This window comes from Paraburkholderia terricola, from assembly GCF_003330825.1.
Lineage (GTDB): Bacteria > Pseudomonadota > Gammaproteobacteria > Burkholderiales > Burkholderiaceae > Paraburkholderia > Paraburkholderia terricola.
The window spans coordinates 1163748-1185869 of the sequence record NZ_CP024941.1; the positions used below are offsets into that span (position 1 = coordinate 1163748).

The 22122-nt window shown below is 61.3% G+C and carries 21 protein-coding genes and 1 tRNA gene; all 22 read left to right on the forward strand.

Features of this window, described 5'->3' with window-relative positions:
- Positions 1-177: 177 nt before the first annotated feature.
- The 22 genes from rpsO (at position 178) to CUJ90_RS05290 (ending at position 21845) form a co-directional block, all read left to right on the forward strand.
- Positions 178-450 carry a 30S ribosomal protein S15 gene (gene rpsO / locus CUJ90_RS05185; protein ID WP_073429571.1) on the forward strand — a complete coding sequence of 91 codons (273 nt, stop codon included), beginning with the start codon at positions 178-180 and terminating at the stop codon, positions 448-450.
- 335 nt (positions 451-785) lie between these two features.
- A complete protein-coding gene (gene pnp, locus CUJ90_RS05190; RefSeq protein ID WP_176035767.1) occupies positions 786-2933 on the forward strand; it encodes a polyribonucleotide nucleotidyltransferase in 2148 nt (715 codons plus the stop codon).
- 226 nt (positions 2934-3159) lie between these two features.
- A complete protein-coding gene (locus tag CUJ90_RS05195; protein ID WP_073429573.1) occupies positions 3160-4176 on the forward strand; it encodes an NAD(P)H-quinone oxidoreductase in 1017 nt (338 codons plus the stop codon).
- Between the two features lie 131 nt (positions 4177-4307).
- Positions 4308-5087: a triose-phosphate isomerase gene (gene tpiA / locus CUJ90_RS05200; RefSeq protein ID WP_073429574.1), complete on the forward strand. Its 780-nt coding sequence runs from the start codon at positions 4308-4310 to the stop codon at positions 5085-5087.
- Between the two features lie 81 nt (positions 5088-5168).
- On the forward strand, positions 5169-5546 hold the full coding sequence (secG, locus tag CUJ90_RS05205) for a preprotein translocase subunit SecG (RefSeq protein WP_073429575.1): 378 nt from the start codon (positions 5169-5171) through the stop codon (positions 5544-5546).
- Positions 5547-5659: 113 nt separating this feature from the next.
- Positions 5660-5744: transfer RNA gene (locus CUJ90_RS05210), tRNA-Leu, on the forward strand.
- Between the two features lie 161 nt (positions 5745-5905).
- Entirely contained in the window at positions 5906-6265 is a 360-nt protein-coding gene (locus CUJ90_RS05215; protein ID WP_007175615.1) for an NADH-quinone oxidoreductase subunit A, read from the forward strand.
- A gap of 63 nt (positions 6266-6328) precedes the next feature.
- Complete coding sequence (locus CUJ90_RS05220) at positions 6329-6808, forward strand: NuoB/complex I 20 kDa subunit family protein (protein WP_006052903.1); 480 nt, start codon at positions 6329-6331, stop codon at positions 6806-6808.
- A 20-nt stretch (positions 6809-6828) separates the two neighbouring features.
- Positions 6829-7431, forward strand: a complete 603-nt coding sequence (locus CUJ90_RS05225; RefSeq protein ID WP_073429576.1) for an NADH-quinone oxidoreductase subunit C — start codon at positions 6829-6831, stop codon at positions 7429-7431.
- A 9-nt stretch (positions 7432-7440) separates the two neighbouring features.
- Positions 7441-8694 carry an NADH-quinone oxidoreductase subunit D gene (locus tag CUJ90_RS05230; RefSeq protein WP_114162136.1) on the forward strand — a complete coding sequence of 418 codons (1254 nt, stop codon included), beginning with the start codon at positions 7441-7443 and terminating at the stop codon, positions 8692-8694.
- Between the two features lie 131 nt (positions 8695-8825).
- Entirely contained in the window at positions 8826-9311 is a 486-nt protein-coding gene (nuoE, locus tag CUJ90_RS05235; RefSeq protein ID WP_013587776.1) for an NADH-quinone oxidoreductase subunit NuoE, read from the forward strand.
- Positions 9308-10636 carry an NADH-quinone oxidoreductase subunit NuoF gene (nuoF, locus tag CUJ90_RS05240; RefSeq protein ID WP_083085172.1) on the forward strand — a complete coding sequence of 443 codons (1329 nt, stop codon included), beginning with the start codon at positions 9308-9310 and terminating at the stop codon, positions 10634-10636. The genes nuoE and nuoF overlap by 4 nt, the downstream gene beginning before the upstream one ends.
- A 115-nt stretch (positions 10637-10751) precedes the next feature.
- Entirely contained in the window at positions 10752-13085 is a 2334-nt protein-coding gene (gene nuoG, locus CUJ90_RS05245) for an NADH-quinone oxidoreductase subunit NuoG (RefSeq protein WP_114162137.1), read from the forward strand.
- Positions 13086-14150, forward strand: a complete 1065-nt coding sequence (gene nuoH / locus CUJ90_RS05250) for an NADH-quinone oxidoreductase subunit NuoH (RefSeq protein WP_073432443.1) — start codon at positions 13086-13088, stop codon at positions 14148-14150.
- Between the two features lie 15 nt (positions 14151-14165).
- Positions 14166-14654, forward strand: coding sequence for an NADH-quinone oxidoreductase subunit NuoI (nuoI, locus tag CUJ90_RS05255; protein WP_012432383.1), 489 nt, complete (start codon positions 14166-14168; stop codon positions 14652-14654).
- Positions 14655-14834: 180 nt separating this feature from the next.
- Positions 14835-15521, forward strand: coding sequence for an NADH-quinone oxidoreductase subunit J (locus CUJ90_RS05260; protein ID WP_073432442.1), 687 nt, complete (start codon positions 14835-14837; stop codon positions 15519-15521).
- Between the two features lie 20 nt (positions 15522-15541).
- Positions 15542-15847, forward strand: coding sequence for an NADH-quinone oxidoreductase subunit NuoK (nuoK, locus tag CUJ90_RS05265; protein WP_013339863.1), 306 nt, complete (start codon positions 15542-15544; stop codon positions 15845-15847).
- A 17-nt stretch (positions 15848-15864) separates the two neighbouring features.
- Positions 15865-17919, forward strand: coding sequence for an NADH-quinone oxidoreductase subunit L (gene nuoL / locus CUJ90_RS05270; protein ID WP_073432441.1), 2055 nt, complete (start codon positions 15865-15867; stop codon positions 17917-17919).
- A gap of 14 nt (positions 17920-17933) precedes the next feature.
- Positions 17934-19424: an NADH-quinone oxidoreductase subunit M gene (locus CUJ90_RS05275; RefSeq protein WP_073432440.1), complete on the forward strand. Its 1491-nt coding sequence runs from the start codon at positions 17934-17936 to the stop codon at positions 19422-19424.
- Between the two features lie 25 nt (positions 19425-19449).
- Positions 19450-20922: an NADH-quinone oxidoreductase subunit NuoN gene (nuoN, locus tag CUJ90_RS05280; RefSeq protein WP_073432439.1), complete on the forward strand. Its 1473-nt coding sequence runs from the start codon at positions 19450-19452 to the stop codon at positions 20920-20922.
- Positions 20922-21218, forward strand: coding sequence for a DUF2818 family protein (locus CUJ90_RS05285; RefSeq protein WP_073432438.1), 297 nt, complete (start codon positions 20922-20924; stop codon positions 21216-21218). Before nuoN ends, CUJ90_RS05285 begins: the two co-directional genes overlap by 1 nt.
- A 42-nt stretch (positions 21219-21260) precedes the next feature.
- Positions 21261-21845: an NUDIX domain-containing protein gene (locus CUJ90_RS05290; RefSeq protein WP_073432437.1), complete on the forward strand. Its 585-nt coding sequence runs from the start codon at positions 21261-21263 to the stop codon at positions 21843-21845.
- The last annotated feature ends 277 nt before the right edge of the window (positions 21846-22122 follow it).

Genomic DNA, 22122 nt, shown 5'->3' on the forward strand with positions numbered 1-22122 from the left:
ACCCCTCGTCGGCAACGGCGAAAAGTTCATGATCCGGCCCGGCACAGCGGGGTTCGCGGCCTGATGGGGCTGTGCTACAATACGCGTCCCGTTGTGATAGCGGCTTCAATGCACACGGGTAACCCACGGCACGGCCTTTCTTCCGTGACCGCCTGTCTAGTTCTCAAGGAAATCGATATGTCCGCAGTTGAAACAAGCAAGAAGTCCGAAGTCGTCGCGCAATTCGCACGCGCAGCTAACGACACCGGCTCCCCCGAAGTTCAGGTCGCGCTGCTCACGACCCGCATCAACGAACTGACCGTTCACTTCAAGGCACACGCGAAAGATCACCACAGCCGCCGCGGTCTGCTGCGCATGGTGAGCCGCCGTCGCAAGCTGCTCGACTACCTGAAAGGTAAGGACGCGGATCGTTACCGCGCACTGATCGAAAAGCTGGGTCTGCGTAAGTAATCGGCCGGTCGTTCAGCAAGATGCCTGTGTCAGTTCCACTGATGCAGGCATTTTGTTTTTGCACGGTGCGCTTCATGTGACGCGCGCCCTCCGTTTTCCGCGGCAGCGTGTTGATTCATGCGGCGGGGAGCGGAAAAAAGTAGTAAAAAAAGCAGCAAAAGAGAAACATGGCCGGGCTTCAGGGCGGAGCTTTGTGTCATTCCAGCGGTTCGCGCGCGTACTCGAAGTAGGGCGTGGTTCTCTGGAATGGCATAACACTACTCTTCCCATGCGGCGCCGGTCCTGGCGTTGCCGCGCCGCTTCTGGTCCGCGCGGCGTAACGATGAGGAAAAGCAATGACTATGTTCAATAAGATCGTCAAAGAGTTTAAGTGGGGACAACATAACGTTCGCCTCGAGACGGGCGAAATCGCTCGCCAGGCGAGCGGTGCGGTGATCGTCGATGTCGAGGACACCGTCGTGCTGGCCACCGTGGTCGGTGCCAAGACCGCCAAGCCGGGCCAGGACTTCTTCCCGCTGACCGTCGACTACCTCGAAAAGACCTACGCCGCCGGCAAGATCCCGGGCGGCTTCTTCCGCCGCGAAGGCCGTCCGTCGGAAGGCGAAACGCTGATTTCGCGCCTGATCGACCGCCCGCTGCGTCCGCTGTTCCCGGAAGGCTTCTACAACGAAGTCCAGGTCGTGATCCACGTCCTGTCGCTGAACCCCGAAATTCCCGCCGACATCCCCGCGCTGATCGGCGCGTCGGCGGCGCTCGCCGTCTCCGGTCTGCCGTTCAACGGCCCGGTCGGCGCGGCACGCGTGGCCTACATCAACAACGAATACGTGTTGAATCCGACGCGTCCGCAAATGAAGGAATCGGCGCTCGACCTGATCGTCGCCGGTACGGAACGCGCGGTGCTGATGGTGGAGTCGGAAGCGCAGCAGCTGACCGAAGAAGTGATGCTCGGCGCCGTGGTGTTCGGCCATGAGCAAATGCAGATCGCGATCGACGCGATTCATGACCTGGTCCGTGAAGGCGGCAAGCCGGAATGGGATTGGCAACCGGCGGCAAAGAACGAACCGCTGATCGCACGCGTGACGGAACTGGCGCAAGCCGATCTGCTCGCCGCTTATCAGATCCGCGACAAACAGGCCCGTTCGGCCAAGCTGAAGGAAATCTACGCGGCGACGTCGGCCCGGCTGGAAGAAGAAGCCTCGGCAAGCGGCATCGTGGTAGCCGACAAGGCGAGCGTCGGCAACGTGCTGTTCGACATCGAAGCGAAGATCGTCCGTACGCAGATCCTGAACGGCGAGCCGCGTATCGACGGCCGCGACACGCGCACGGTGCGCCCGATCGAAATCCGTACCGGCGTGCTGCCGCGTACGCACGGTTCGGCCCTGTTCACGCGCGGCGAAACGCAGGCACTGGTGGTCGCGACGCTCGGCACGAAGGGCGACGAGCAGAACATCGACGCGCTCGAAGGCGAGTACCGCGAACGCTTCATGCTTCACTACAACATGCCTCCGTTCGCGACCGGCGAAACGGGCCGCGTCGGTTCGCCGAAACGCCGCGAAATCGGTCACGGCCGTCTCGCCAAGCGCGCGCTGGCCGCGTGCCTGCCGAGCGCCGACGAATTCGGCTACTCGATTCGCGTGGTGTCGGAAATCACGGAATCGAACGGTTCCTCGTCGATGGCTTCGGTGTGCGGCGGCTGCCTCGCGCTGATGGACGCCGGCGTGCCGATGAAGGCGCACGTCGCGGGCATCGCGATGGGTCTGATCCTCGAAGGCAACAAGTTTGCCGTGCTGACCGACATCCTCGGCGACGAAGACCATCTCGGTGACATGGACTTCAAGGTGGCGGGTACCGAGCAAGGCGTCACCGCGCTGCAGATGGACATCAAGATCCAGGGCATCACCAAGGAAATCATGCAGGTCGCCCTCGCGCAAGCGAAGGAAGGCCGCATGCACATTCTCGGCAAGATGACCTCGGCTGTCTCGGGCGCGAACACGCAACTGTCGGAGTTCGCACCGCGCATGATCACCATCAAGATCAATCCGGAAAAAATCCGCGACGTGATCGGCAAGGGTGGTTCGGTGATCCGCGCGCTGACCGAGGAAACCGGCACGACGATCGACATTTCGGACGACGGCGTCGTCACCATCGCCAGCACGAGCAGCGAAGGCATGGCCGAAGCGAAGAAGCGTATCGAGAACATCACGCTGGAAGTCGAAGTGGGCCAGGTGTACGAAGGCACTGTGCTCAAGCTGCTCGATTTCGGCGCGATCGTGAACATCCTGCCGGGCAAGGACGGTCTGCTGCACATCTCCGAGATCGCCAACGAGCGTATCAAGGACATCAACGACTACCTGAAGGACGGCCAGCAAGTGAAGGTCAAGGTCATCCAGACGGACGAAAAGGGCCGCGTGCGTTTGTCGGCCAAGGCGTTGCTGAACGACCCCGCATCGGGTGCGCCGCAAGGCGAGCCGACACCGCAGTAATGCGGTAGCGGGACGACGGCCGGCGGCGCGAAATGCGCGCCGGCCGTTTTTCATGCAGGGTGCAGGGTGGATCGCGTTGCGCGCTGGTGCGAGCGTATGCGAAGGGGCATAAGCGGGTACTCTGTTTGCTCCGGTCGGTTCGTCGCAGGTCGGACGATTGGTCGGTAGCGCGGGCAGTTGGCACGCAGCGGGTGTGCAACGCAATCCAATCTTGGAGTTGACGCAGATGAAAGCGATCGAAATCACCGAATTCGGTGCGCCGGAAGTCCTGAAGCTGGCAGAGCGGCCGACGCCGCAGCTCAAGGCGGGCGAGGTGCTGATCAAGGTGGCGGCTTCGGGCATCAACCGGCCGGACGTGTTTCAGCGCAAGGGCGGTTATGCGCCGCCGCCGGGCGCCTCGGATCTGCCGGGGCTGGAGGTGGCGGGCGAGATCGTCGGCGGCGTGATCGATGAGAAGAACAACCCGTTCGGTCTGAAAATCGGCGATCGCGTGTGTGCGTTGCTCGCGGGCGGCGGCTATGCGGAATATGCCGCGGCTCCGTTGCCCCAGTGTCTGCCGGTGCCCGCGGGCTTGTCGGATGTCGAGGCGGCGTCGCTGCCGGAGACGTTTTTCACCGTGTGGAGCAATGTTTTCGATCGCGCCCAGCTCGGCAACGGCGAGGGCGGCGCGAACGAAACGCTGCTGGTGCAGGGCGGCTCGAGCGGCATCGGCGTGACGGCGATCCAGATCGCGCATGCGCTCGGTTTTCGCGTGTTCGCCACCGCCGGCTCGGACGAGAAGTGCCGCGCGTGTGAAGCGCTCGGCGCCGAGCGCGCGATCAACTACAAGATCGAGGATTTCGTCGAGGTCATCAAGTCGCTCACGAACGACCGCGGCGTCGACGTGATTCTCGACATGGTGGCGGGCAGTTACGTGTCGCGCGAGCTGACGGCATTGGCCGACGGCGGGCGCATCGTGCTGATCGCATTGCTGGGCGGCGCGAAGGCGGAGTTGAATCTGAACGAGGTGCTGCGCCGCCGTTTGACGGTGACCGGGTCGACACTACGTCCGCGGCCGATCGAATTCAAGGCGCGGATCGCCGCGCAACTCAAGGAGCGCGTGTGGCCGCACCTCGAGGAAGGACGCATCAAGCCCGTGGTGCATCGGGTGTTTCCGGCGGCCCAGGCGGCCGAGGCGCATGCGTTGATGGAGAGCAGCACGCACGTCGGCAAGATCATGCTGACGTGGGGTCAGGACGCTTGACGCGGTCGGTTTGACCCGATCCACCCCACGCAGTAAAATTGCGCGTTTTGCGCACGCCGCATGAAACCGGAAGGCGGACTGTAAGCGCAATATGACGCAAGCAAAGTTCGCCGCCAAGCCAGGACGAGACGATGTCGAAACAACGAGCCAAGCTGGTAGTCGGTAACTGGAAGATGCACGGGCGCCTTGCCGACAACGCAACGCTGTTGCAGGCGGTGGCTCAGGGCGCCGGCGAATTGACGGCTGGCGTGCGTGTTGGCGTTTGCGTGCCGTGTCCGTATCTTTCGCAGACTCAATCGTTGCTGGAAGGCAGCCGGGTCGTGTGGGGCGTGCAGGACGTTTCCGCGTTCACGCACGGCGCCTATACCGGCGAAGTCGCCGCGACAATGGTGACGGATTTCGGCGCGACGCTCGCGATCGTCGGGCACTCGGAGCGCCGTGCCTATCATCAGGAAAGCGCCGAACTCGTTGCGGTGAAAACGCAGCGCGCGCTGGAAGCAGGCTTGACGCCGATCGTCTGCGTCGGTGAAACGCTGGAACAGCGCGAAGCCGGTGCGACCGAGCAGGTGGTCGGCGAGCAGTTGGATCAAGTGCTGGCGAAACTGTCGGAGCAGGAGGCGTCGCGTATTGTCGTCGCCTACGAGCCGGTCTGGGCGATCGGCACCGGCAAGAGCGCCACCTCGGAACAGGCGCAAGCGGTTCATGCGTTCCTGCGCTCGCGTCTCGCGGCCAAGGGCGCGGCGGTGGCGGACGTGCCGCTGTTGTACGGCGGCAGCGTGAAGCCGGAGAACGCGGAGGAATTGTTCCGTCAATCGGATATCGACGGCGGCCTGATCGGCGGCGCGTCGTTGAAAGACGAGGATTTCCTGGCGATCTGCAAGGCGGCGGCTGCAACGAGCACCGCTGATTAAGCAGGGCGCCTCGGCGAGGATGACCCATCCCGCGCGGCATACTTTGTGTGGCGCGGTTAAATAAAGACTCAGGTGAGTGTGATGCTGTATTTGAAAACATTGATTATCGTCGTTCAGCTGTTGTCGGCACTCGGGGTCATCGGCCTCGTCTTGCTGCAGCACGGCAAAGGCGCCGATATGGGCGCTGCTTTTGGTAGCGGCGCGTCAGGCAGCCTGTTCGGCGCGACCGGTTCGGCGAACTTTTTATCGCGTACAACCGCGGTGCTCGCAGCGGTGTTTTTTGTCACCACATTGACGCTCACCTACCTCGGTGCATATCGCGCGAAACCTTCCGCAGGCGTGCTGGGTGCGGCTGTGACCGCGCCGATCGCGGCTTCCGCCGCGTCGGCTCCGGCAGTTGGTTCGGCTACATTGCCGGCCTCGGCTGCGTCCGCTCCGGCCACGGAAGTGCCGAAATAATTTTTTCGTTCGAAGTGCTTTTGTGCGTTGAACAAACTGTTTAGACACGTTACAATTCAAGTCTTGAAGCGATTCGCGGGTTTTATAAGTTGTTTTCCCGGATTGCAGTTAGTGCCGACGTGGTGAAATTGGTAGACACGCTATCTTGAGGGGGTAGTGGCGAAAGCTGTGCGAGTTCGAGTCTCGCCGTCGGCACCAAATGTTATCTAAATGCCAGCCGCTTGCTTCGCTTCGGCTGGCATTTTCACTTCTGGCGCGCAGCTTGTATTGGGCTTACGGTGTGCGCGTTTGAGAAGTGATTTCGCGTCAGGAGTGCTATGCTCCTGACGGCATTCAGAACCAACCGATTGAGGATAGTCTTGAACCTCGCAGCCTATTTCCCCGTCTTGTTGTTCCTCATTGTGGGCACCGGTTTAGGCGTAGCACTGGTCAGTATCGGCAAGATCCTCGGTCCCAACAAGCCCGATACCGAGAAGAACGCACCGTACGAGTGCGGCTTCGAGGCATTCGAAGATGCGCGCATGAAGTTCGACGTGCGCTATTACCTCGTCGCCATTCTCTTCATCATTTTCGATCTTGAAACCGCGTTTCTGTTCCCGTGGGGCGTGGCCCTGCGCGACATCGGCTGGCCGGGCTTCATGGCGATGATGATTTTCCTGCTCGAATTCCTGCTGGGCTTCGCCTATATCTGGAAGAAGGGCGGCCTCGACTGGGAATGATGGATTAATCGCCGGTTTGCGTGGGTGGCCAAGGCTTGCCGCCCCGTCTGGAGTGGAAAGCAAATGAGTATCGAAGGGGTCTTGAAGGAAGGGTTTGTCACCACCACGGCAGACAAACTGATCAACTGGACGCGCACCGGCTCCTTGTGGCCAATGACGTTCGGTCTCGCATGCTGCGCGGTCGAAATGATGCATGCGGGCGCCGCCCGTTATGACCTGGACCGTTTCGGCGTGGTGTTTCGTCCGAGTCCGCGTCAGTCGGACGTAATGATCGTCGCGGGCACGTTGTGCAACAAGATGGCGCCGGCCCTGCGCAAGGTCTATGACCAGATGGCCGAGCCACGCTGGGTGATTTCGATGGGCTCGTGCGCGAACGGTGGCGGCTATTACCACTACTCGTATTCGGTAGTGCGCGGCTGCGACCGGATCGTGCCGGTCGACGTCTATGTGCCGGGTTGCCCGCCAACGGCGGAAGCGCTGGTGTACGGCGTGATCCAGTTGCAAGCCAAGATTCGCCGCACCAATACAATCGCCCGTCAATAAGGCCAACGCCTCCCCACAATATGGCAAGCAAACTCGAGACTCTGAAAGCGAACCTCGAGGCGGCCTTTGGCGGCCTCCTGTTGAGCACCACCGAGGCAATCGGTGAGTTGACGATCGTCGTAAAGGCGAGCGATTACCTCAATGTGGCAACGCGTCTGCGCGACGACCGCTCGCTCGGCTTCGAGCAATTGATCGATCTGTGCGGCGTCGACTATCAGACCTACGCCGATGGCGCTTACGACGGTCCGCGTTTCGCGGCCGTTCTGCATTTGTTGTCGGTGCAGAACAACTGGCGTCTGCGTTTGCGCGTGTTCGCGCCGGACGACGAAGTGCCGATCATCCCTTCGGTCGTCGAAATCTGGAATTCGGCCAACTGGTACGAGCGTGAAGCGTTCGACCTGTACGGCATCGTCTTCGAGGGCCATCCGGACCTGCGCCGCATCCTGACCGATTACGGTTTCATCGGTCACCCGTTCCGTAAGGATTTCCCTGTCTCCGGCTACGTCGAAATGCGTTACGACCCGGAAGAGAAGCGCGTCGTCTATCAGCCTGTGACGATCGAGCCGCGGGAAATCACGCCGCGCGTGATCCGTGAGGATCGCTATGGCGGTCTGAAACATTAAGAGAACGCCATGGCAGAGATCAAGAATTACACGCTCAACTTCGGTCCGCAGCATCCGGCAGCGCACGGTGTGCTGCGTCTCGTGCTCGAGCTCGACGGCGAAGTCATCCAGCGCGCCGATCCGCACATCGGCCTGCTGCATCGCGCGACCGAAAAGCTCGCCGAAACCAAAACGTTCATCCAGTCAGTGCCGTACATGGACCGTCTCGACTATGTGTCGATGATGGTCAACGAGCACGGCTACGTGATGGCGATCGAAAAACTGCTCGGCGTCGAGGTGCCGGTGCGCGCGCAATACATCCGCGTGATGTTCGACGAGATCACGCGCGTGCTGAACCACCTGATGTGGATCGGCGCGCACGCGCTCGACGTCGGCGCGATGGCGGTGTTTCTCTATGCGTTCCGCGAACGCGAAGACCTGATGGACGTGTACGAAGCCGTGTCCGGCGCGCGCATGCACGCGGCGTATTACCGTCCGGGCGGCGTGTATCGCGACCTGCCTGACGCAATGCCGCAATACAAGGCGTCGAAGATTCGCAATGCAAAAGCATTGTCGAAGATGAACGAAAACCGCCAAGGCTCGCTGCTCGACTTTATCGACGATTTCTTCACGCGTTTCCCGCATTGCGTCGACGAGTACGAAACGCTGCTCACCGACAACCGGATCTGGAAGCAGCGCCTCGTCGGTATCGGCGTGGTCAGCCCGGAGCGCGCGCTGCAACTCGGCATGACCGGCGCGATGCTGCGCGGCTCGGGCATCGAGTGGGATTTGCGCAAGAAGCAGCCGTACGAAGTTTATGACAAGCTCGATTTCGACATTCCGGTCGGCGTGAATGGCGATTGTTATGACCGGTATCTGGTTCGCGTCGAAGAAATGCGCCAGTCCACGCGGATCGTGAAACAGTGCATTGAGTGGCTGCGTAAGAATCCGGGCCCGGTGATGATCGACAATCACAAGGTTGCGCCGCCGTCGCGCGTCGGCATGAAGTCGAACATGGAAGAGTTGATTCACCACTTCAAGCTCTTCACGGAAGGCTTCCACGTACCGGAAGGCGAAGCGTACGCCGCCGTCGAGCATCCGAAAGGCGAGTTCGGCATCTATCTGATCTCGGATGGTGCAAACAAGCCGTACCGCCTGAAAATCCGCGCGCCGGGTTACGCGCATCTGTCCGCGCTCGATGAAATGGCGCGCGGTCACATGATCGCCGACGCCGTGACGATCATCGGCACGCAGGACATCGTGTTCGGCGAAGTGGATCGCTAGGACGTATTCATCGGCGCGCGTCTTCCGGTTGCAGCGAAGCGCGCGTCAAGCAAAGGAACGCCGGGTCTGTCGCAGCATGACGTAAGCGACAGGTTTTCGTTCGGTAGGAATTGAAAGAGTCGTGTCTGAAAATGATCTCAGCTGAAGGCCTGAAAGAAATCGATCGTGCGATCGCGAAGTACCCCGCCGATCAGAAACAGTCCGCCGTGATGTCGGCGTTGGCCACTGCTCAGGAAGAGCATGGCTGGCTGTCGCCCGAACTCATGCAGTTCGTCGCGGACTATCTCGGCATGCCGGCAGTCGCCGTGCAGGAGGTCGCTACCTTCTACACGATGTACGAGACCTCGCCGGTCGGCAAATACAAGATCACGCTCTGTACGAACCTGCCGTGCCAGCTCGGCCCGGATGGCGGCTCCGACAGCGCCGCTGAATATCTGAAGCAGAAGCTCGGCATCGACTTCGGCGAAACCACGGCAGACGGCAAATTCACCTTGAAAGAAGGTGAGTGCATGGGGTCGTGCGGCGACGCGCCGGTGATGCTGGTGAACAACCATCGCATGTGCAGCTTCATGAGCCGCGAGAAGATCGACCAGCTGCTCGAGGAACTTTCGAAATGACGTCTTTACACGATCGTCACATCAAACCGCTGATTCTCGCCGGCCTGAACGGCGACAACTGGCATCTCGAAGACTATGTGGCGCGCGGCGGTTACGCCCAGCTGCGCCGCATTCTGGAAGAAAAGATTCCGCCCGAGCAGGTGATCGCCGACGTCAAGGCGTCGGGTCTGCGCGGCCGTGGCGGTGCGGGCTTTCCGACCGGCTTGAAGTGGAGCTTCATGCCGCGCCAGTTTCCCGGCCAGAAGTATCTCGTCTGCAACTCGGACGAAGGCGAACCGGGCACATTCAAGGACCGCGACATCCTGCGTTTCAATCCGCACTCGCTGATCGAAGGCATGGCGATCGGCGCGTACGCGATGGGCATCACGGTCGGCTATAACTATATTCACGGCGAAATCTGGGAAGTCTACAAACGCTTTGAAGAAGCGTTAGAAGAAGCGCGCCGCGCCGGGTTCCTCGGCGAGAACATCATGGGTTCGGGCTTCTCTTTCGAACTGCATGCGCACCACGGTTACGGCGCCTACATCTGCGGCGAGGAAACCGCGCTGCTCGAATCGCTGGAAGGCAAGAAAGGCCAGCCGCGTTTCAAGCCGCCGTTCCCGGCGAGCTTCGGCGTGTACGGCAAGCCGACCACGATCAACAACACCGAGACGTTCGCGGCGGTGCCGTTCCTGCTCGCAATCGGCCCGCAGAATTACCTCGAGATCGGCAAGCCGAACAACGGCGGCACGAAGATTTTCTCGGTGGCAGGCGACGTCGAGCGTCCGGGCAACTATGAGATTCCGCTCGGCACGCCGTTCTCCACGCTGATGGAACTCGCCGGCGGCATGCGCGGCGGCAAGAAGATCAAGGCCGTGATTCCTGGCGGTTCGTCGGCACCGGTAATTCCGGGCGACATCATGATGCAGACCGACATGGACTACGACTCGATCGCCAAGGCCGGTTCGATGCTGGGTTCGGGCGCGGTCATCGTGATGGACGAGACGCGCTGCATGGTGCGCTCGCTGCTGCGTCTGTCGTACTTCTATTACGAAGAGTCGTGCGGTCAGTGCACGCCGTGCCGCGAAGGCACCGGCTGGCTGTACCGCGTCGTGCATCGTATCGAGCACGGGCTCGGCCGTCCGGAAGATCTGGATCTGCTGAACTCGGTCGCTGAAAACATCATGGGCCGCACGATTTGCGCGCTCGGCGATGCGGCGGCCATGCCGGTGCGCGGCATGCTCAAGCACTACTGGGACGAATTCGAATATCACGTCGCTCACAAGCATTGTCTCGTCGGCAGTCATGCCGGCGCGGCATCGGCGTCGGAAACAGTGGCTGCCTGAGTACGCTGAACAACAGGTACGCATCAGAGCACGTCATCCGCGGAATTCATCGCCTGACACGGCGATGAACAGGGCGAACGATTGAGCGGTAACAGGTTAAGGAAGATTGACCATCATGGTTGAACTTGAAATAGACGGCAAGAAAGTAGAGGTGCCTGAAGGCAGCATGGTGATCCAGGCTGCGCATAAGGTCGACACGTACATTCCTCACTTCTGCTATCACAAGAAGCTGTCGATTGCGGCCAACTGCCGGATGTGTCTGGTCGATGTCGAAAAAATGCCGAAGGCCGTGCCCGCATGCGCCACGCCGGTGTCGGCGGGCATGATCGTGCGCACCAAGTCCGAGAAGGCGGTGAAGGGCCAGCAAGCCGTGATGGAATTCCTGCTGATCAATCACCCGCTGGATTGCCCGATCTGCGATCAGGGCGGCGAGTGTCAGTTGCAGGATCTGGCGGTGGGCTACGGCAAGTCGTCGTCGCGTTATAGCGAAGAAAAGCGTGTCGTGTTCCACAAGAACGTCGGCCCGCTGATCTCGATGGAAGAAATGACGCGTTGCATTCACTGCACGCGGTGCGTGCGTTTCGGTCAGGAAGTGGCCGGCGTGATGGAACTCGGCATGCTAGGCCGCGGCGAGCACGCTGAGATCACTTCGTTCGTCGGCAAGACGGTCGACTCCGAACTGTCGGGCAACATGATCGATCTGTGCCCGGTTGGCGCGCTGACCAGCAAGCCGTTCCGCTACAGCGCCCGCACGTGGGAACTGTCGCGCCGCAAGTCGGTGAGCCCGCACGATTCCGTCGGCGCGAACCTCGTGGTGCAAGTGAAGAACAACCGCGTGATGCGTGTTCTGCCGTTCGAAAACGAAGCCATCAACGAATGCTGGATTTCGGACAAGGACCGCTTCTCGTATGAAGGCCTGAATAGCCCGGAACGTCTCACGCAGCCTATGCTCAAGCAGGGCGGCAAGTGGGTCGAGACCGACTGGCAAACCGCGCTCGAGTACGTGGTCAAGGGGCTGAAGGGCATCAAGGGCGACCACGGCGCGGATGCGCTGGCCGCGCTCGGCAGCGCCCACAGCACCGTCGAGGAGCTGTTCCTTCTGAAGCAACTGGCGCAAGCGATCGGCACGCCCAACGTCGACTTCCGTCTGCGTCAGTCTGATTTCTCCGCGCCGCTCAACGGTACGCCGTGGCTCGGCACCGCAATCGCCGATCTGTCCAACGTCGACGCGGCGCTGGTAATCGGCTCCGATCTGCGTCGCGATCACCCGCTGTTTGCAGCGCGTCTGCGTCAGGCCGCGAAGGGCGGCGCGAAGCTCACGCTCGTGCAAGCCACTCGCGACGACGCACTGATTCCGCAAGCGCAACGCGTGGTCGCAGCGCCGTCGGCATGGCTCGACGCGCTGGCCGGTATCGCCGGCGCGGTCTCCGAGGCCAACGGCGCGACCCTGCCGGAAGCCCTCGCCGGCACGCAGCCGACGGACGCCGACAAGCAGGTCGCGAAGTCGCTCGCCTCTGGCGAACGCCGTCTGGTGCTGCTCGGCAACGGCGCGGTCCGTCATCCGGATTTCGCGGCCATTCACGCGGCGGCCCAATGGATCGCGGACGCAACCGGCGCGACGCTGGGCTTCCTCACGGAAGCCGCGAACACGGTCGGCGCGCATCTCGTGAACGCGCTGCCGGGCGAGGGCGGTTTGAACGCTCGTGAAGCGTTCGAGCAACCGCGCAAGGGTTACGTGCTGCTGAACGTCGAGCCGGAATTCGATACGGCCAATCCGGCGCAGGCATTGGCCGCGCTGAAGCAGGCGGAAATGGTCGTCGTGATGTCGCCGTTCCAGACGGGCGCCGAATACGCCGACGTGCTGCTGCCGATCGCTCCGTTCACGGAAACGGCCGGTACGTTCGTCAACGCGGAAGGCACGGTGCAGACGTTCAACGGCGTCGTGCGGCCGCTGGGCGACACGCGTCCCGCATGGAAGGTGTTGCGCGTGCTGGGCAGCCTGCTCGGCGCGTCGGGTTTCGAATTCGATACCGCGGAAGAAGTACGCGCCGCAGCCCTCGGCGACGGCGAATTGAAGTCGCGTCTGTCGAACAAGACGGGTGCTGCGGTTGCACGCGGCAAGTCGGCGAAGGCAGGGGAAGGCAAGTTCGAGCGCATCGCCGACGTGCCGATCTACCACGCCGACGCGCTGGTGCGTCGCGCCGAATCGCTGCATCTGACGGCGGCCGCGCGCACGGCGAACTCGGTCGGTTTGCCGGCCGCGCTGTTCGACAAGCTGGGTTTGAAGGAAGGCGACGCAGTGCGCGTGCGCCAGGGCGAGCAATCGGTGCAGTTGCCGGCCGTGCGCGACGCGAATCTTGCGGAGACGGTCGTCCGCGTATCGGCGGCTACGCCTGCCGGTGCGGCGCTGGGCAGCCTGTTCGGTGAACTGGTGGTGGAGAAGGCGTAAATGAGCTTGTTCGATACGATCAACTCGGGCGGCACCCAGCTTCTCGGTGTGGCATGGCCCACGGTGTGGGCACTGGTGCGCATCCTGGTGGTGGCCGTCGTGATCCTGCTGTGCGTGGCTTACCTGATTCTGTGGGAGCGTAAGCTGATCGGCTGGATGCACGTGCGTCTCGGCCCGAACCGCGTCGGCCCCGCAGGTTTGCTGCAGCCGATCGCCGACGTGCTGAAGCTGCTGCTGAAAGAAGTCATTCAGCCGGCGCAGGCGAGCCGCTGGATCTACCTGATCGCGCCGATCATGGTGGTGGTGCCGGCGTTCGCGGTGTGGGCGGTGATTCCGTTCCAGGCGGGCGCGGTGCTCGGCGACATCAACGCGGGTCTGTTGTACGCGATGGCGATTTCGTCGATCGGCGTGTACGGCGTGATCCTGGCCGGCTGGGCGTCGAACTCGAAGTACGCGTTCCTCGGCGCCATGCGCGCCGCCGCCCAGATGGTCTCGTACGAAATCTCGATGGGCTTCGCGCTCGTGGTCGTGCTGATGACGGCCGGCACGCTGAACCTGTCGGGCATCGTCAATTCGCAGGAGCACGGCTTCTTCGCTTCGCACGGCTTGAACTTCCTGTCGTGGAACTGGCTGCCGCTGCTGCCGATGTTCGTCGTGTATTTCATCTCGGGCATCGCCGAAACGAACCGTCACCCGTTCGACGTGGTGGAAGGTGAGTCGGAAATCGTCGCGGGCCACATGATTGATTACTCGGGCATGGCGTTCGCGCTGTTCTTCCTCGCCGAGTACATCAACATGATCGTGATCTCGGCATTGGCTGCAACACTGTTCCTCGGCGGCTGGAGCGCACCGTTCGGTTTCCTGTCGTTTATCCCGGGCATCGTTTGGCTCGTCGCCAAGGTTTTCTTCCTGTTGTCGGTGTTCATCTGGGCGCGCGCCACGTTTCCGCGCTATCGCTATGACCAGATCATGCGTCTGGGCTGGAAGATTTTCATTCCGGTCTGCGTGGTGTGGCTGGTGGTGGTCGGCTTCTGGATCATGTCGCCGTTGAACATCTGGAAATAAAGGGCGGATGAACCCATGACCGCAATCCAAAACTTTTTCAAGACCTTTTTCCTCACGGAATTGCTCAAAGGCCTCGCGCTGACCGGACGTTATACGTTCCAGCGCAAGGTGACCGTGCAGTTCCCGGAAGAGAAGACCCCGATCTCGCCGCGTTTTCGCGGCCTGCATGCGCTGCGCCGCTATGAAAACGGCGAAGAGCGCTGCATCGCCTGCAAGCTGTGCGAAGCGGTGTGCCCGGCGCTCGCCATCACGATCGAATCGGAAACCCGTGCGGACAACACCCGCCGCACCACGCGCTACGACATCGACCTGACCAAGTGCATCTTCTGCGGTTTCTGTGAAGAGAGCTGCCCGGTCGACTCGATCGTCGAAACGCACATCCTCGAATATCACGGCGAAAAGCGCGGCGATCTGTACTTCACGAAAGACATGCTGCTGGCCGTGGGCGATCGCTACGAAGCGGAGATCGCCGCGAACAAGGCGGCCGACGCACCGTATCGTTGAAGCGGCTTCGCTTGAAGCAGTAAATGCAGCAGTAACACGGCCTGTTGTCGGGCCGAGCGTCGCGGCTTGAACGCCGCGGCACGGCGCACCTGTGCGGCTGTACTGGCGGCTTGTCCGCTTTGCCAGCCCTACGTGCCAAAGAACAATGCCTGACGATGGCCTAACGATGAACCGGTAATCATGGAATTCACGACCGTACTGTTCTACATCTTCGCGCTGCTCCTGGTTGTCTCAGGGCTGAAGGTGATCACTTCGCGCAACCCGGTGTCGTCCGCACTGTTTCTCGTGCTGGCGTTCTTCAACGCAGCCGCGATCTGGATGCTGCTCGAGGCCGAGTTCCTCGCGATCCTGCTGGTGCTGGTCTACGTCGGGGCGGTGATGGTGCTGTTCCTGTTCGTCGTGATGATGCTGGACATCAATATCGACGTGCTGCGGCGCGACTTCAAGCGCTTCGTCCCGATGGCCACGCTGGTGGGCGCGATCATCGTGATCGAAACCGCGCTGATCCTGTGGCACGGCTATGGCGCTACCGCCACGGCGTTGCGCGACACCACCGCTGCCGCCAACGGCATGGCCGACTGGTCGAACACGCGCCTCATCGGCAAGGTCATCTACACCGACTACATCTTCGCGTTCGAAGTCGCCGGCCTCGTGCTGCTGGTGGCGATCATCGCGGCCGTCGCGCTTACCACGAGCCATAAGAAGGACAGCAAGCGCCAGAAGATCAGCGATCAGGTCAAGGTGCGTGCCCAGGATCGCGTGCGCGTCGTGAAAATGCCATCAGAAAAGACCGCGGCGACCGTCGCGGCGGAAGAAGCCGCCGCAGCCGCGGCAGCGGCCGACTCGGCCCCGGCGAAAAACGGCTGAGCGGACAGGAGATAGAAATCATGTTGACCCTTGCCCATTACCTCGTTCTCGGCGCGATCCTGTTTGCGATCAGCGTCGTCGGCATTTTCCTGAACCGTCGCAACGTCATCATCATCCTGATGGCGATCGAATTGATGCTGCTCGCGGTGAACACCAATTTCGTCGCGTTCTCGCACTACCTCGGCGACGTGCATGGCCAGATCTTCGTCTTCTTCGTGCTGACCGTCGCGGCGGCGGAAGCGGCGATCGGCCTCGCGATTCTGGTGACCCTGTTCCGTAGTCTCGACACGATCAATGTCGAGGATCTCGATCAGCTCAAAGGTTAATTTCAGGAAAAGCGGTTATGTCCACGATACTCAATGAAAACCTGCTGCTGGCGATTCCGCTGGCACCGCTGGCCGGTTGCCTGATTGCCGGGCTGTTCGGGAAGGCGGTAGGGCGAGCCGGCGCGCACTCGGTCACGATCCTCGGCGTCGCGATCTCGTTTGTTCTCTCGGCCATCGTCTTCTTCCAGGTCATGGAGGGCGCGAGCTTCAACGCGACCGTTTATGAATGGATGACGATCGGCAAGACGAAGTTCGAAATCGGCTTCCTCGTCGACTCGCTCACGGCGATGATGATGTGCGTGGTGACTTTCGTGTCGCTGATGGTGCACATCTACACGATCGGCTACATGGCCGACGACGACGGCTACCAGCGCTTCTTCTCGTACATCTCGCTGTTCACGTTCTCGATGCTGATGCTCGTCATGAGCAACAACTTCCTGCAACTGTTCTTCGGCTGGGAAGCGGTGGGCCTGGTGTCGTACCTGCTGATCGGCTTCTACTTCACGCGTGAGTCGGCGATCTACGCGAACATGAAGGCGTTCCTCGTGAACCGCGTGGGCGACTTCGGTTTTCTGCTCGGCATTGGCCTGCTGTTCGCGTTCGCCGGTTCGATGAACTACGGCGACGTGTTCGCGAAGCGCACCGAACTGGCGGCGTTGTCGTTCCCCGGCACGGACTGGGGTCTGCTGACGGTTGCCTGCATTTGCCTCTTCATCGGCGCAATGGGTAAGTCGGCGCAATTCCCGCTGCACGTGTGGCTGCCGGATTCGATGGAAGGCCCGACGCCGATTTCCGCACTGATTCACGCGGCAACCATGGTGACGGCCGGTATCTTCATGGTCACGCGCATGTCGCCGCTGTTCGAACTGTCGGATAGCGCGCTGTCGTTCGTGACGGTCATCGGCGCGATTACCGCGCTGTTCATGGGCTTCCTCGGGATCGTCCAGAACGACATCAAGCGCGTGGTGGCGTATTCCACGCTGTCACAGCTCGGCTACATGACGGTCGCGCTCGGTGTGTCGGCCTATCCGGTCGCCGTCTTCCACCTGATGACGCACGCGTTCTTCAAGGCGCTGCTGTTCCTCGGCGCGGGTTCGGTGATCATCGGCATGCACCACGATCAGGACATGCGCAACATGGGCGGCCTGCGCAAGTACATGCCGATCACGTGGATCACGTCGCTGGTCGGTTCGCTGGCGCTGATCGGTACGCCGTTCTTCTCGGGCTTCTACTCGAAAGACTCGATCATCGACGCGGTGAAGCTGTCGCATCTGCCGGGGTCGGGCTTCGCGTACTTCGCGGTAGTGGCGAGCGTGTTCGTTACCGCGCTCTATTCGTTCCGTATGTACTTCATGGTGTTCCACGGCGAGGAGCGCTTCCGCGATCCGAAGCATCCCGATTCGCCGATGGGCGCGGAAGCCGCGGCGCACGGTCATGGCAATGGTCATCACGAACACGAACACGGCCACGCTCACGAGCCGCATGAAACGCCGTGGGTGGTGTGGGTGCCGCTGGTGCTGCTGGCGATTCCGTCGGTGGTGATCGGTGCAATCGCGGTCGGCCCGATGCTGTTCGGCGACTTCTTCCAGCACGGCGTGGCGTTCGAGAAGGTGATCTTCATCGGCGAAAACCATCCGGCGCTGCATGAGATGGCTGAGGAGTTCCACGGCTGGGTGGCGATGGGCTTGCACTCCGTTTCGGGCCTGCCGGTCTGGCTGGCGCTCGCGGGTGTGGTGGTCGCGTGGTTCCTGTATCTGGTCCGCCCCGAACTGCCGGCTTCGATCAAGCGCGCGTTCGGCCCGGTCTACACGTTGCTCGACAACAAGTACTACATGGACAAGATCAACGAAGTCGTGTTCGCGCGGGGCGCCGTGGCAATTGGCCGTGGTCTCTGGAAGGAAGGCGACGTCGTGGTCATCGACGGCATCGTCAACGGCAGCGCACGCTTTATCGGCTGGTTCGCCGGCGTGATCCGCTTCCTCCAATCCGGCTACATCTATCACTACGCGTTCGCCATGATTATCGGCATGCTGGGGCTCCTGACCCTGTTTGTAACGCTCGGCGGCAAATAAGGCGAGGGACACTAATGCACGCTTATCCGATTCTCAGTATTGCGATCTGGTTGCCGATCCTCGTCGGTCTCCTGGTCCTGGCTATCGGTTCCGACCGGAACCCGGCTCCCGCGCGCTGGATTGCGCTGATCGGTTCGATCGTCAGCTTCATCGTGACGATCCCGCTGATCACCGGTTTTGATTCGAGCACCGCCGATCTGCAGTTCGTCGAAAAGGCGAACTGGATCGAGCGCTTCAACATCACCTACCACCTGGGTGTCGACGGCATCTCCATGTGGTTCGTCGTATTGACCGCCTTGATTACGGTGATCGTGGTGATTTCCGCGTGGGAAGTCATCACGAAGAACGTCGCGCAGTATCTCGCCGCATTCCTGATCCTGTCGGGCATCATGGTCGGCGTGTTCAGTTCGGCCGACGGCATGCTGTTCTACGTGTTCTTCGAAGCCACGCTGATTCCGATGTACATCATCATCGGCGTGTGGGGTGGGGCGAACCGCGTGTACGCGGCGTTCAAGTTCTTCCTGTACACGCTGATGGGCTCGCTGCTGATGCTGGTCGCGTTGCTGTATCTGTACATTCAAACCGGCACGTTCGATCTCGCCACGTGGCAGCACGCGCAGATCGCGATGACGCCGCAAGTGTTGCTGTTCATCGCGTTCTTCCTGGCGTTCGCCGTGAAGGTGCCGATGTGGCCGGTGCACACATGGCTGCCCGACGCGCACGTGGAAGCGCCGACCGGCGGCTCGGTCGTGCTGGCCGCGATCATGCTGAAGCTGGGCGCGTACGGTTTCCTGCGCTTCTCGCTGCCGATCACGCCGGACGCGAGCCACTCCTTGGCGCCGGTCGTTATCGCGCTGTCGCTGATCGCCGTGATCTATATCGGTCTGGTCGCGATGGTGCAGACGGACATGAAGAAGCTGGTCGCCTATTCGTCGATCGCGCACATGGGCTTCGTCACGCTCGGCTTCTTTATCTTCAACCAGCTCGGCGTGGAAGGCGCGATCGTGCAGATGATCTCGCACGGTTTTGTCTCCGGCGCGATGTTCCTGAGCATCGGCGTGCTGTACGACCGCATGCACTCGCGTCAGATCGCGGACTACGGCGGTGTCGTCAACGTCATGCCGAAGTTCGCCGCGTTCGTGATGCTGTTCTCGATGGCCAATTGCGGCTTGCCGGGCACCTCGGGTTTCGTCGGCGAATTCATGGTGATTCTGGCGGCGGTCCAGTACAACTTCTGGATCGCGGGTGGTGCGGCGGTCACGCTGATTCTCGGCGCGGCCTACACGCTGTGGATGTACAAGCGCGTGTACTTCGGCGCGATCGCCAACGATCACGTGAAGAGCCTCATCGACATCAACCGTCGCGAGTTTTTCATGCTGGCAGTGCTCGCCGCACTGACGCTGTTCATGGGCCTGTACCCGAAGCCCTTCACCGAAGTGATGCACGTATCCGTGGAAAACCTCCTCTCCCACGTTGCGCAGTCAAAGCTGCCGTTGTCCCAGTAACGCAGAGCGGAGGAATTTAAAGACCATGCAAAACGCCCCTATGACTGCTCTGTTGCCCGACGCGCTGGTGATGCTCGCCGTTGTCGTCGCGTGGCTCAACGACACGTTCGTCGGCCAGGCCGGTCGCCGCACCACGTATTTCATCGCGTTCTTCTCGACGCTGGTCGGCGGGATCTGGTTCGCGGTGAACGCGTTCGACCCGCAAGTGCATTACTTCTTCGGCCACATGTACGTGGTGGACTCGTTCGCCAACGTGATGAAAGCCGTCGTGACGCTCGGCTATGCGGTGTCGATCGTGTATTCGCGCCGCTACCTCGAGGATCGCGGCCTGTTCCGCGGCGAGTTTTTCCTGCTGGGCATGTTCTCCTTGCTCGGCCAACTCGTGATGATCTCCGGCAACAACTTCCTGACGCTGTATCTCGGTCTGGAACTGATGTCGCTGTCGTTGTACGGCGTGATCGCATTGCGTCGCGACGCGGCGCAGTCGAACGAAGCCGCGATGAAGTACTACGTGCTCGGCGCACTGGCGTCCGGTTTCCTGCTGTACGGCATCTCCATGCTGTACGGCGCGACCGGCTCGCTCGACCTGAACGAAGTGTTCAAGGCGATCGGCACGAGCCACTACGATCCTAGCGTGCTGTTGTTCGGCGTGATCTTCATCGTGGCCGGCGTGGCGTTCAAGATGGGTGCGGTGCCGTTCCATATGTGGGTGCCCGACGTGTATCAGGGCGCGCCGACGGCGATGACGTTGCTGGTAGGCGGCGGTCCGAAGGTCGCCGCGTTCGCCTGGGGCTTGCGCTTCCTCGTGATGGGTCTGCTGCCGCTGGCTGTCGAATGGCAGCAAATGCTGGTGATCCTGGCGGCGTTGTCGCTGATCGTCGGCAACATTACCGGTATCGTGCAACGCAACGTCAAGCGGATGCTCGCGTATTCGGCGATCTCGAACATGGGCTTCGTGCTGCTCGGTCTGCTGGCCGGCGTGGTCGATCAAAAGACCACGGGCGCGGCCAACGCGTACGGCTCGGCGATGTACTACAGCATCGTCTACCTGATCACGACGATGGGCACCTTCGGCGTCATCATGCTGCTGGCGCGCCGCGACTTCGAAGCGGATACGCTCGAAGACTTCAAGGGTCTGAATCAGCGCAGTCCGGTGTTCGCGTTCGTGATGATGGTGATGATGTTCTCGCTCGCCGGCATCCCGCCCGCGGTCGGCTTCTACGCCAAGCTTGCGGTGCTGCAGGCAACGATGAACGCCGGTTTGACCTGGCTGACGGTGCTGGCCGTGATCACGTCGCTGTTCGGCGCGTTCTACTACCTGCGTATCGTCAAGCTGATGTATTTCGACGAACCGCAAGACAAGTCGCCGATCGTCGCCGATGCCAGCACGCGCGCGTTGCTCGCGTTCAACGGCGTTGCCGTGCTGGTGCTCGGCATCGTGCCGGATCCGTTGCTGAAGGCCTGCTTGCAGGCGATCCAGCACACGCTGCTGCTCTGATGTCGGCTGCGGGTTGGTTCATCGTGTTGTTGGCGCTGGTCGGCGCCAACCTGCCGTTCCTGAATCAGCGCCTCTTCGCCGCCGTGCCGTTGAAAGCGGCGAGGAAGAGCGCCTGGATCAGGATTGCCGAGTTGATCGTGCTGTACTTCGTGGTCGGCGCGCTCGGTTTCCTGCTTGAGGCACGCGCGGGTAACCGCTTCGAGCAGGGCTGGCAGTTCTACGCCATCACGTTCGCCTTGTTCGTCGTGTTCGCATTCCCCGGCTTTACCTTTCAGTATCTCGTCAAACGCCGCTGACGGCGCCTCGCCGTCGCGCTCCAAGCTGTCCCGAGGTCCGCCATGGCTGAACTTCCTGATCACGACGCCGTGCTCACCGAGACGTGTCTCGAGAGCAAAACGATGCATCAAGGGCCGTTTCTGACGCTCAAGTGCGACACGGTTCGCTTGCCGGATGGCAAGCACGCCACGCGCGAATATGTTCAGCATCCGGGCGCCGTCATGGTCATTCCGTTATTCGACGACGGCCGCGTGTTGCTGGAAAGCCAGTATCGCTATCCGATGGGCAAGGTCATGGTCGAGTATCCGGCCGGCAAGCTCGACCCGAACGAAGGCGCACTCGCTTGTGCGATTCGTGAGTTGCGGGAAGAAACCGGCTACACGGCGCGCGAATATGTTTATCTGACGCGCATTCACCCGATCATTTCCTACTCGACGGAGTTCATCGACATTTACCTCGCTCGCGGCCTGAGCGCCGGCGAGCGTAAGCTCGACGACGGGGAATTCCTCGAACTGTTCACGGCAAGCGTTGCCGATGTGTCCGAGTGGGTACGCACCGGCAAGATTACCGACGTGAAGACGGTGATCGGCACGTTCTGGCTGGAGAAAATTTTGTCGGGCGCCTGGCCGATGGCGGAGCCGCAATAGCGCTATGGGTTCATGAGGCGCGCCAGGCGCGCCGGCTGAAGAATTGCGAGAAGCCCCTGTTGGTCGATGACTAGCAGGGGCTTTTTCATTACGACCACGGTCTCGTGCCTGAGAAACGTGCATTCGTCTTATGCCATTCGACAGTCTCGCTTCACGACCGTTGCCGCTCTAGTATCGAACACTGAGCGCCAGTTGTTATCCCATTTACCTGGTATGACGAAGGGCTCTCGTCGGTTCGGTCATGACTGCGCTGACGTATGGTTGTCGCTTGACAACC

Bases quoted from the DNA above. Each gene is read 5' to 3' on its own strand.
- rpsO (WP_073429571.1), top strand. From the start codon at position 178: ATGTCCGCAGTTGAAACAAGCAAGAAGTCCGAAGTCGTCGCGCAATTC.
- pnp (WP_176035767.1), top strand. From the start codon at position 786: ATGACTATGTTCAATAAGATCGTCAAAGAGTTTAAGTGGGGACAACAT.
- CUJ90_RS05195 (WP_073429573.1), top strand. From the start codon at position 3,160: ATGAAAGCGATCGAAATCACCGAATTCGGTGCGCCGGAAGTCCTGAAG.
- tpiA (WP_073429574.1), top strand. From the start codon at position 4,308: ATGTCGAAACAACGAGCCAAGCTGGTAGTCGGTAACTGGAAGATGCAC.
- secG (WP_073429575.1), top strand. From the start codon at position 5,169: ATGCTGTATTTGAAAACATTGATTATCGTCGTTCAGCTGTTGTCGGCA.
- CUJ90_RS05220 (WP_006052903.1), top strand. From the start codon at position 6,329: ATGAGTATCGAAGGGGTCTTGAAGGAAGGGTTTGTCACCACCACGGCA.
- CUJ90_RS05225 (WP_073429576.1), top strand. From the start codon at position 6,829: ATGGCAAGCAAACTCGAGACTCTGAAAGCGAACCTCGAGGCGGCCTTT.
- CUJ90_RS05230 (WP_114162136.1), top strand. From the start codon at position 7,441: ATGGCAGAGATCAAGAATTACACGCTCAACTTCGGTCCGCAGCATCCG.
- nuoE (WP_013587776.1), top strand. From the start codon at position 8,826: ATGATCTCAGCTGAAGGCCTGAAAGAAATCGATCGTGCGATCGCGAAG.
- nuoF (WP_083085172.1), top strand. From the start codon at position 9,308: ATGACGTCTTTACACGATCGTCACATCAAACCGCTGATTCTCGCCGGC.
- nuoG (WP_114162137.1), top strand. From the start codon at position 10,752: ATGGTTGAACTTGAAATAGACGGCAAGAAAGTAGAGGTGCCTGAAGGC.
- nuoH (WP_073432443.1), top strand. From the start codon at position 13,086: ATGAGCTTGTTCGATACGATCAACTCGGGCGGCACCCAGCTTCTCGGT.
- nuoI (WP_012432383.1), top strand. From the start codon at position 14,166: ATGACCGCAATCCAAAACTTTTTCAAGACCTTTTTCCTCACGGAATTG.
- CUJ90_RS05260 (WP_073432442.1), top strand. From the start codon at position 14,835: ATGGAATTCACGACCGTACTGTTCTACATCTTCGCGCTGCTCCTGGTT.
- nuoK (WP_013339863.1), top strand. From the start codon at position 15,542: ATGTTGACCCTTGCCCATTACCTCGTTCTCGGCGCGATCCTGTTTGCG.
- nuoL (WP_073432441.1), top strand. From the start codon at position 15,865: ATGTCCACGATACTCAATGAAAACCTGCTGCTGGCGATTCCGCTGGCA.
- CUJ90_RS05275 (WP_073432440.1), top strand. From the start codon at position 17,934: ATGCACGCTTATCCGATTCTCAGTATTGCGATCTGGTTGCCGATCCTC.
- nuoN (WP_073432439.1), top strand. From the start codon at position 19,450: ATGCAAAACGCCCCTATGACTGCTCTGTTGCCCGACGCGCTGGTGATG.
- CUJ90_RS05285 (WP_073432438.1), top strand. From the start codon at position 20,922: ATGTCGGCTGCGGGTTGGTTCATCGTGTTGTTGGCGCTGGTCGGCGCC.
- CUJ90_RS05290 (WP_073432437.1), top strand. From the start codon at position 21,261: ATGGCTGAACTTCCTGATCACGACGCCGTGCTCACCGAGACGTGTCTC.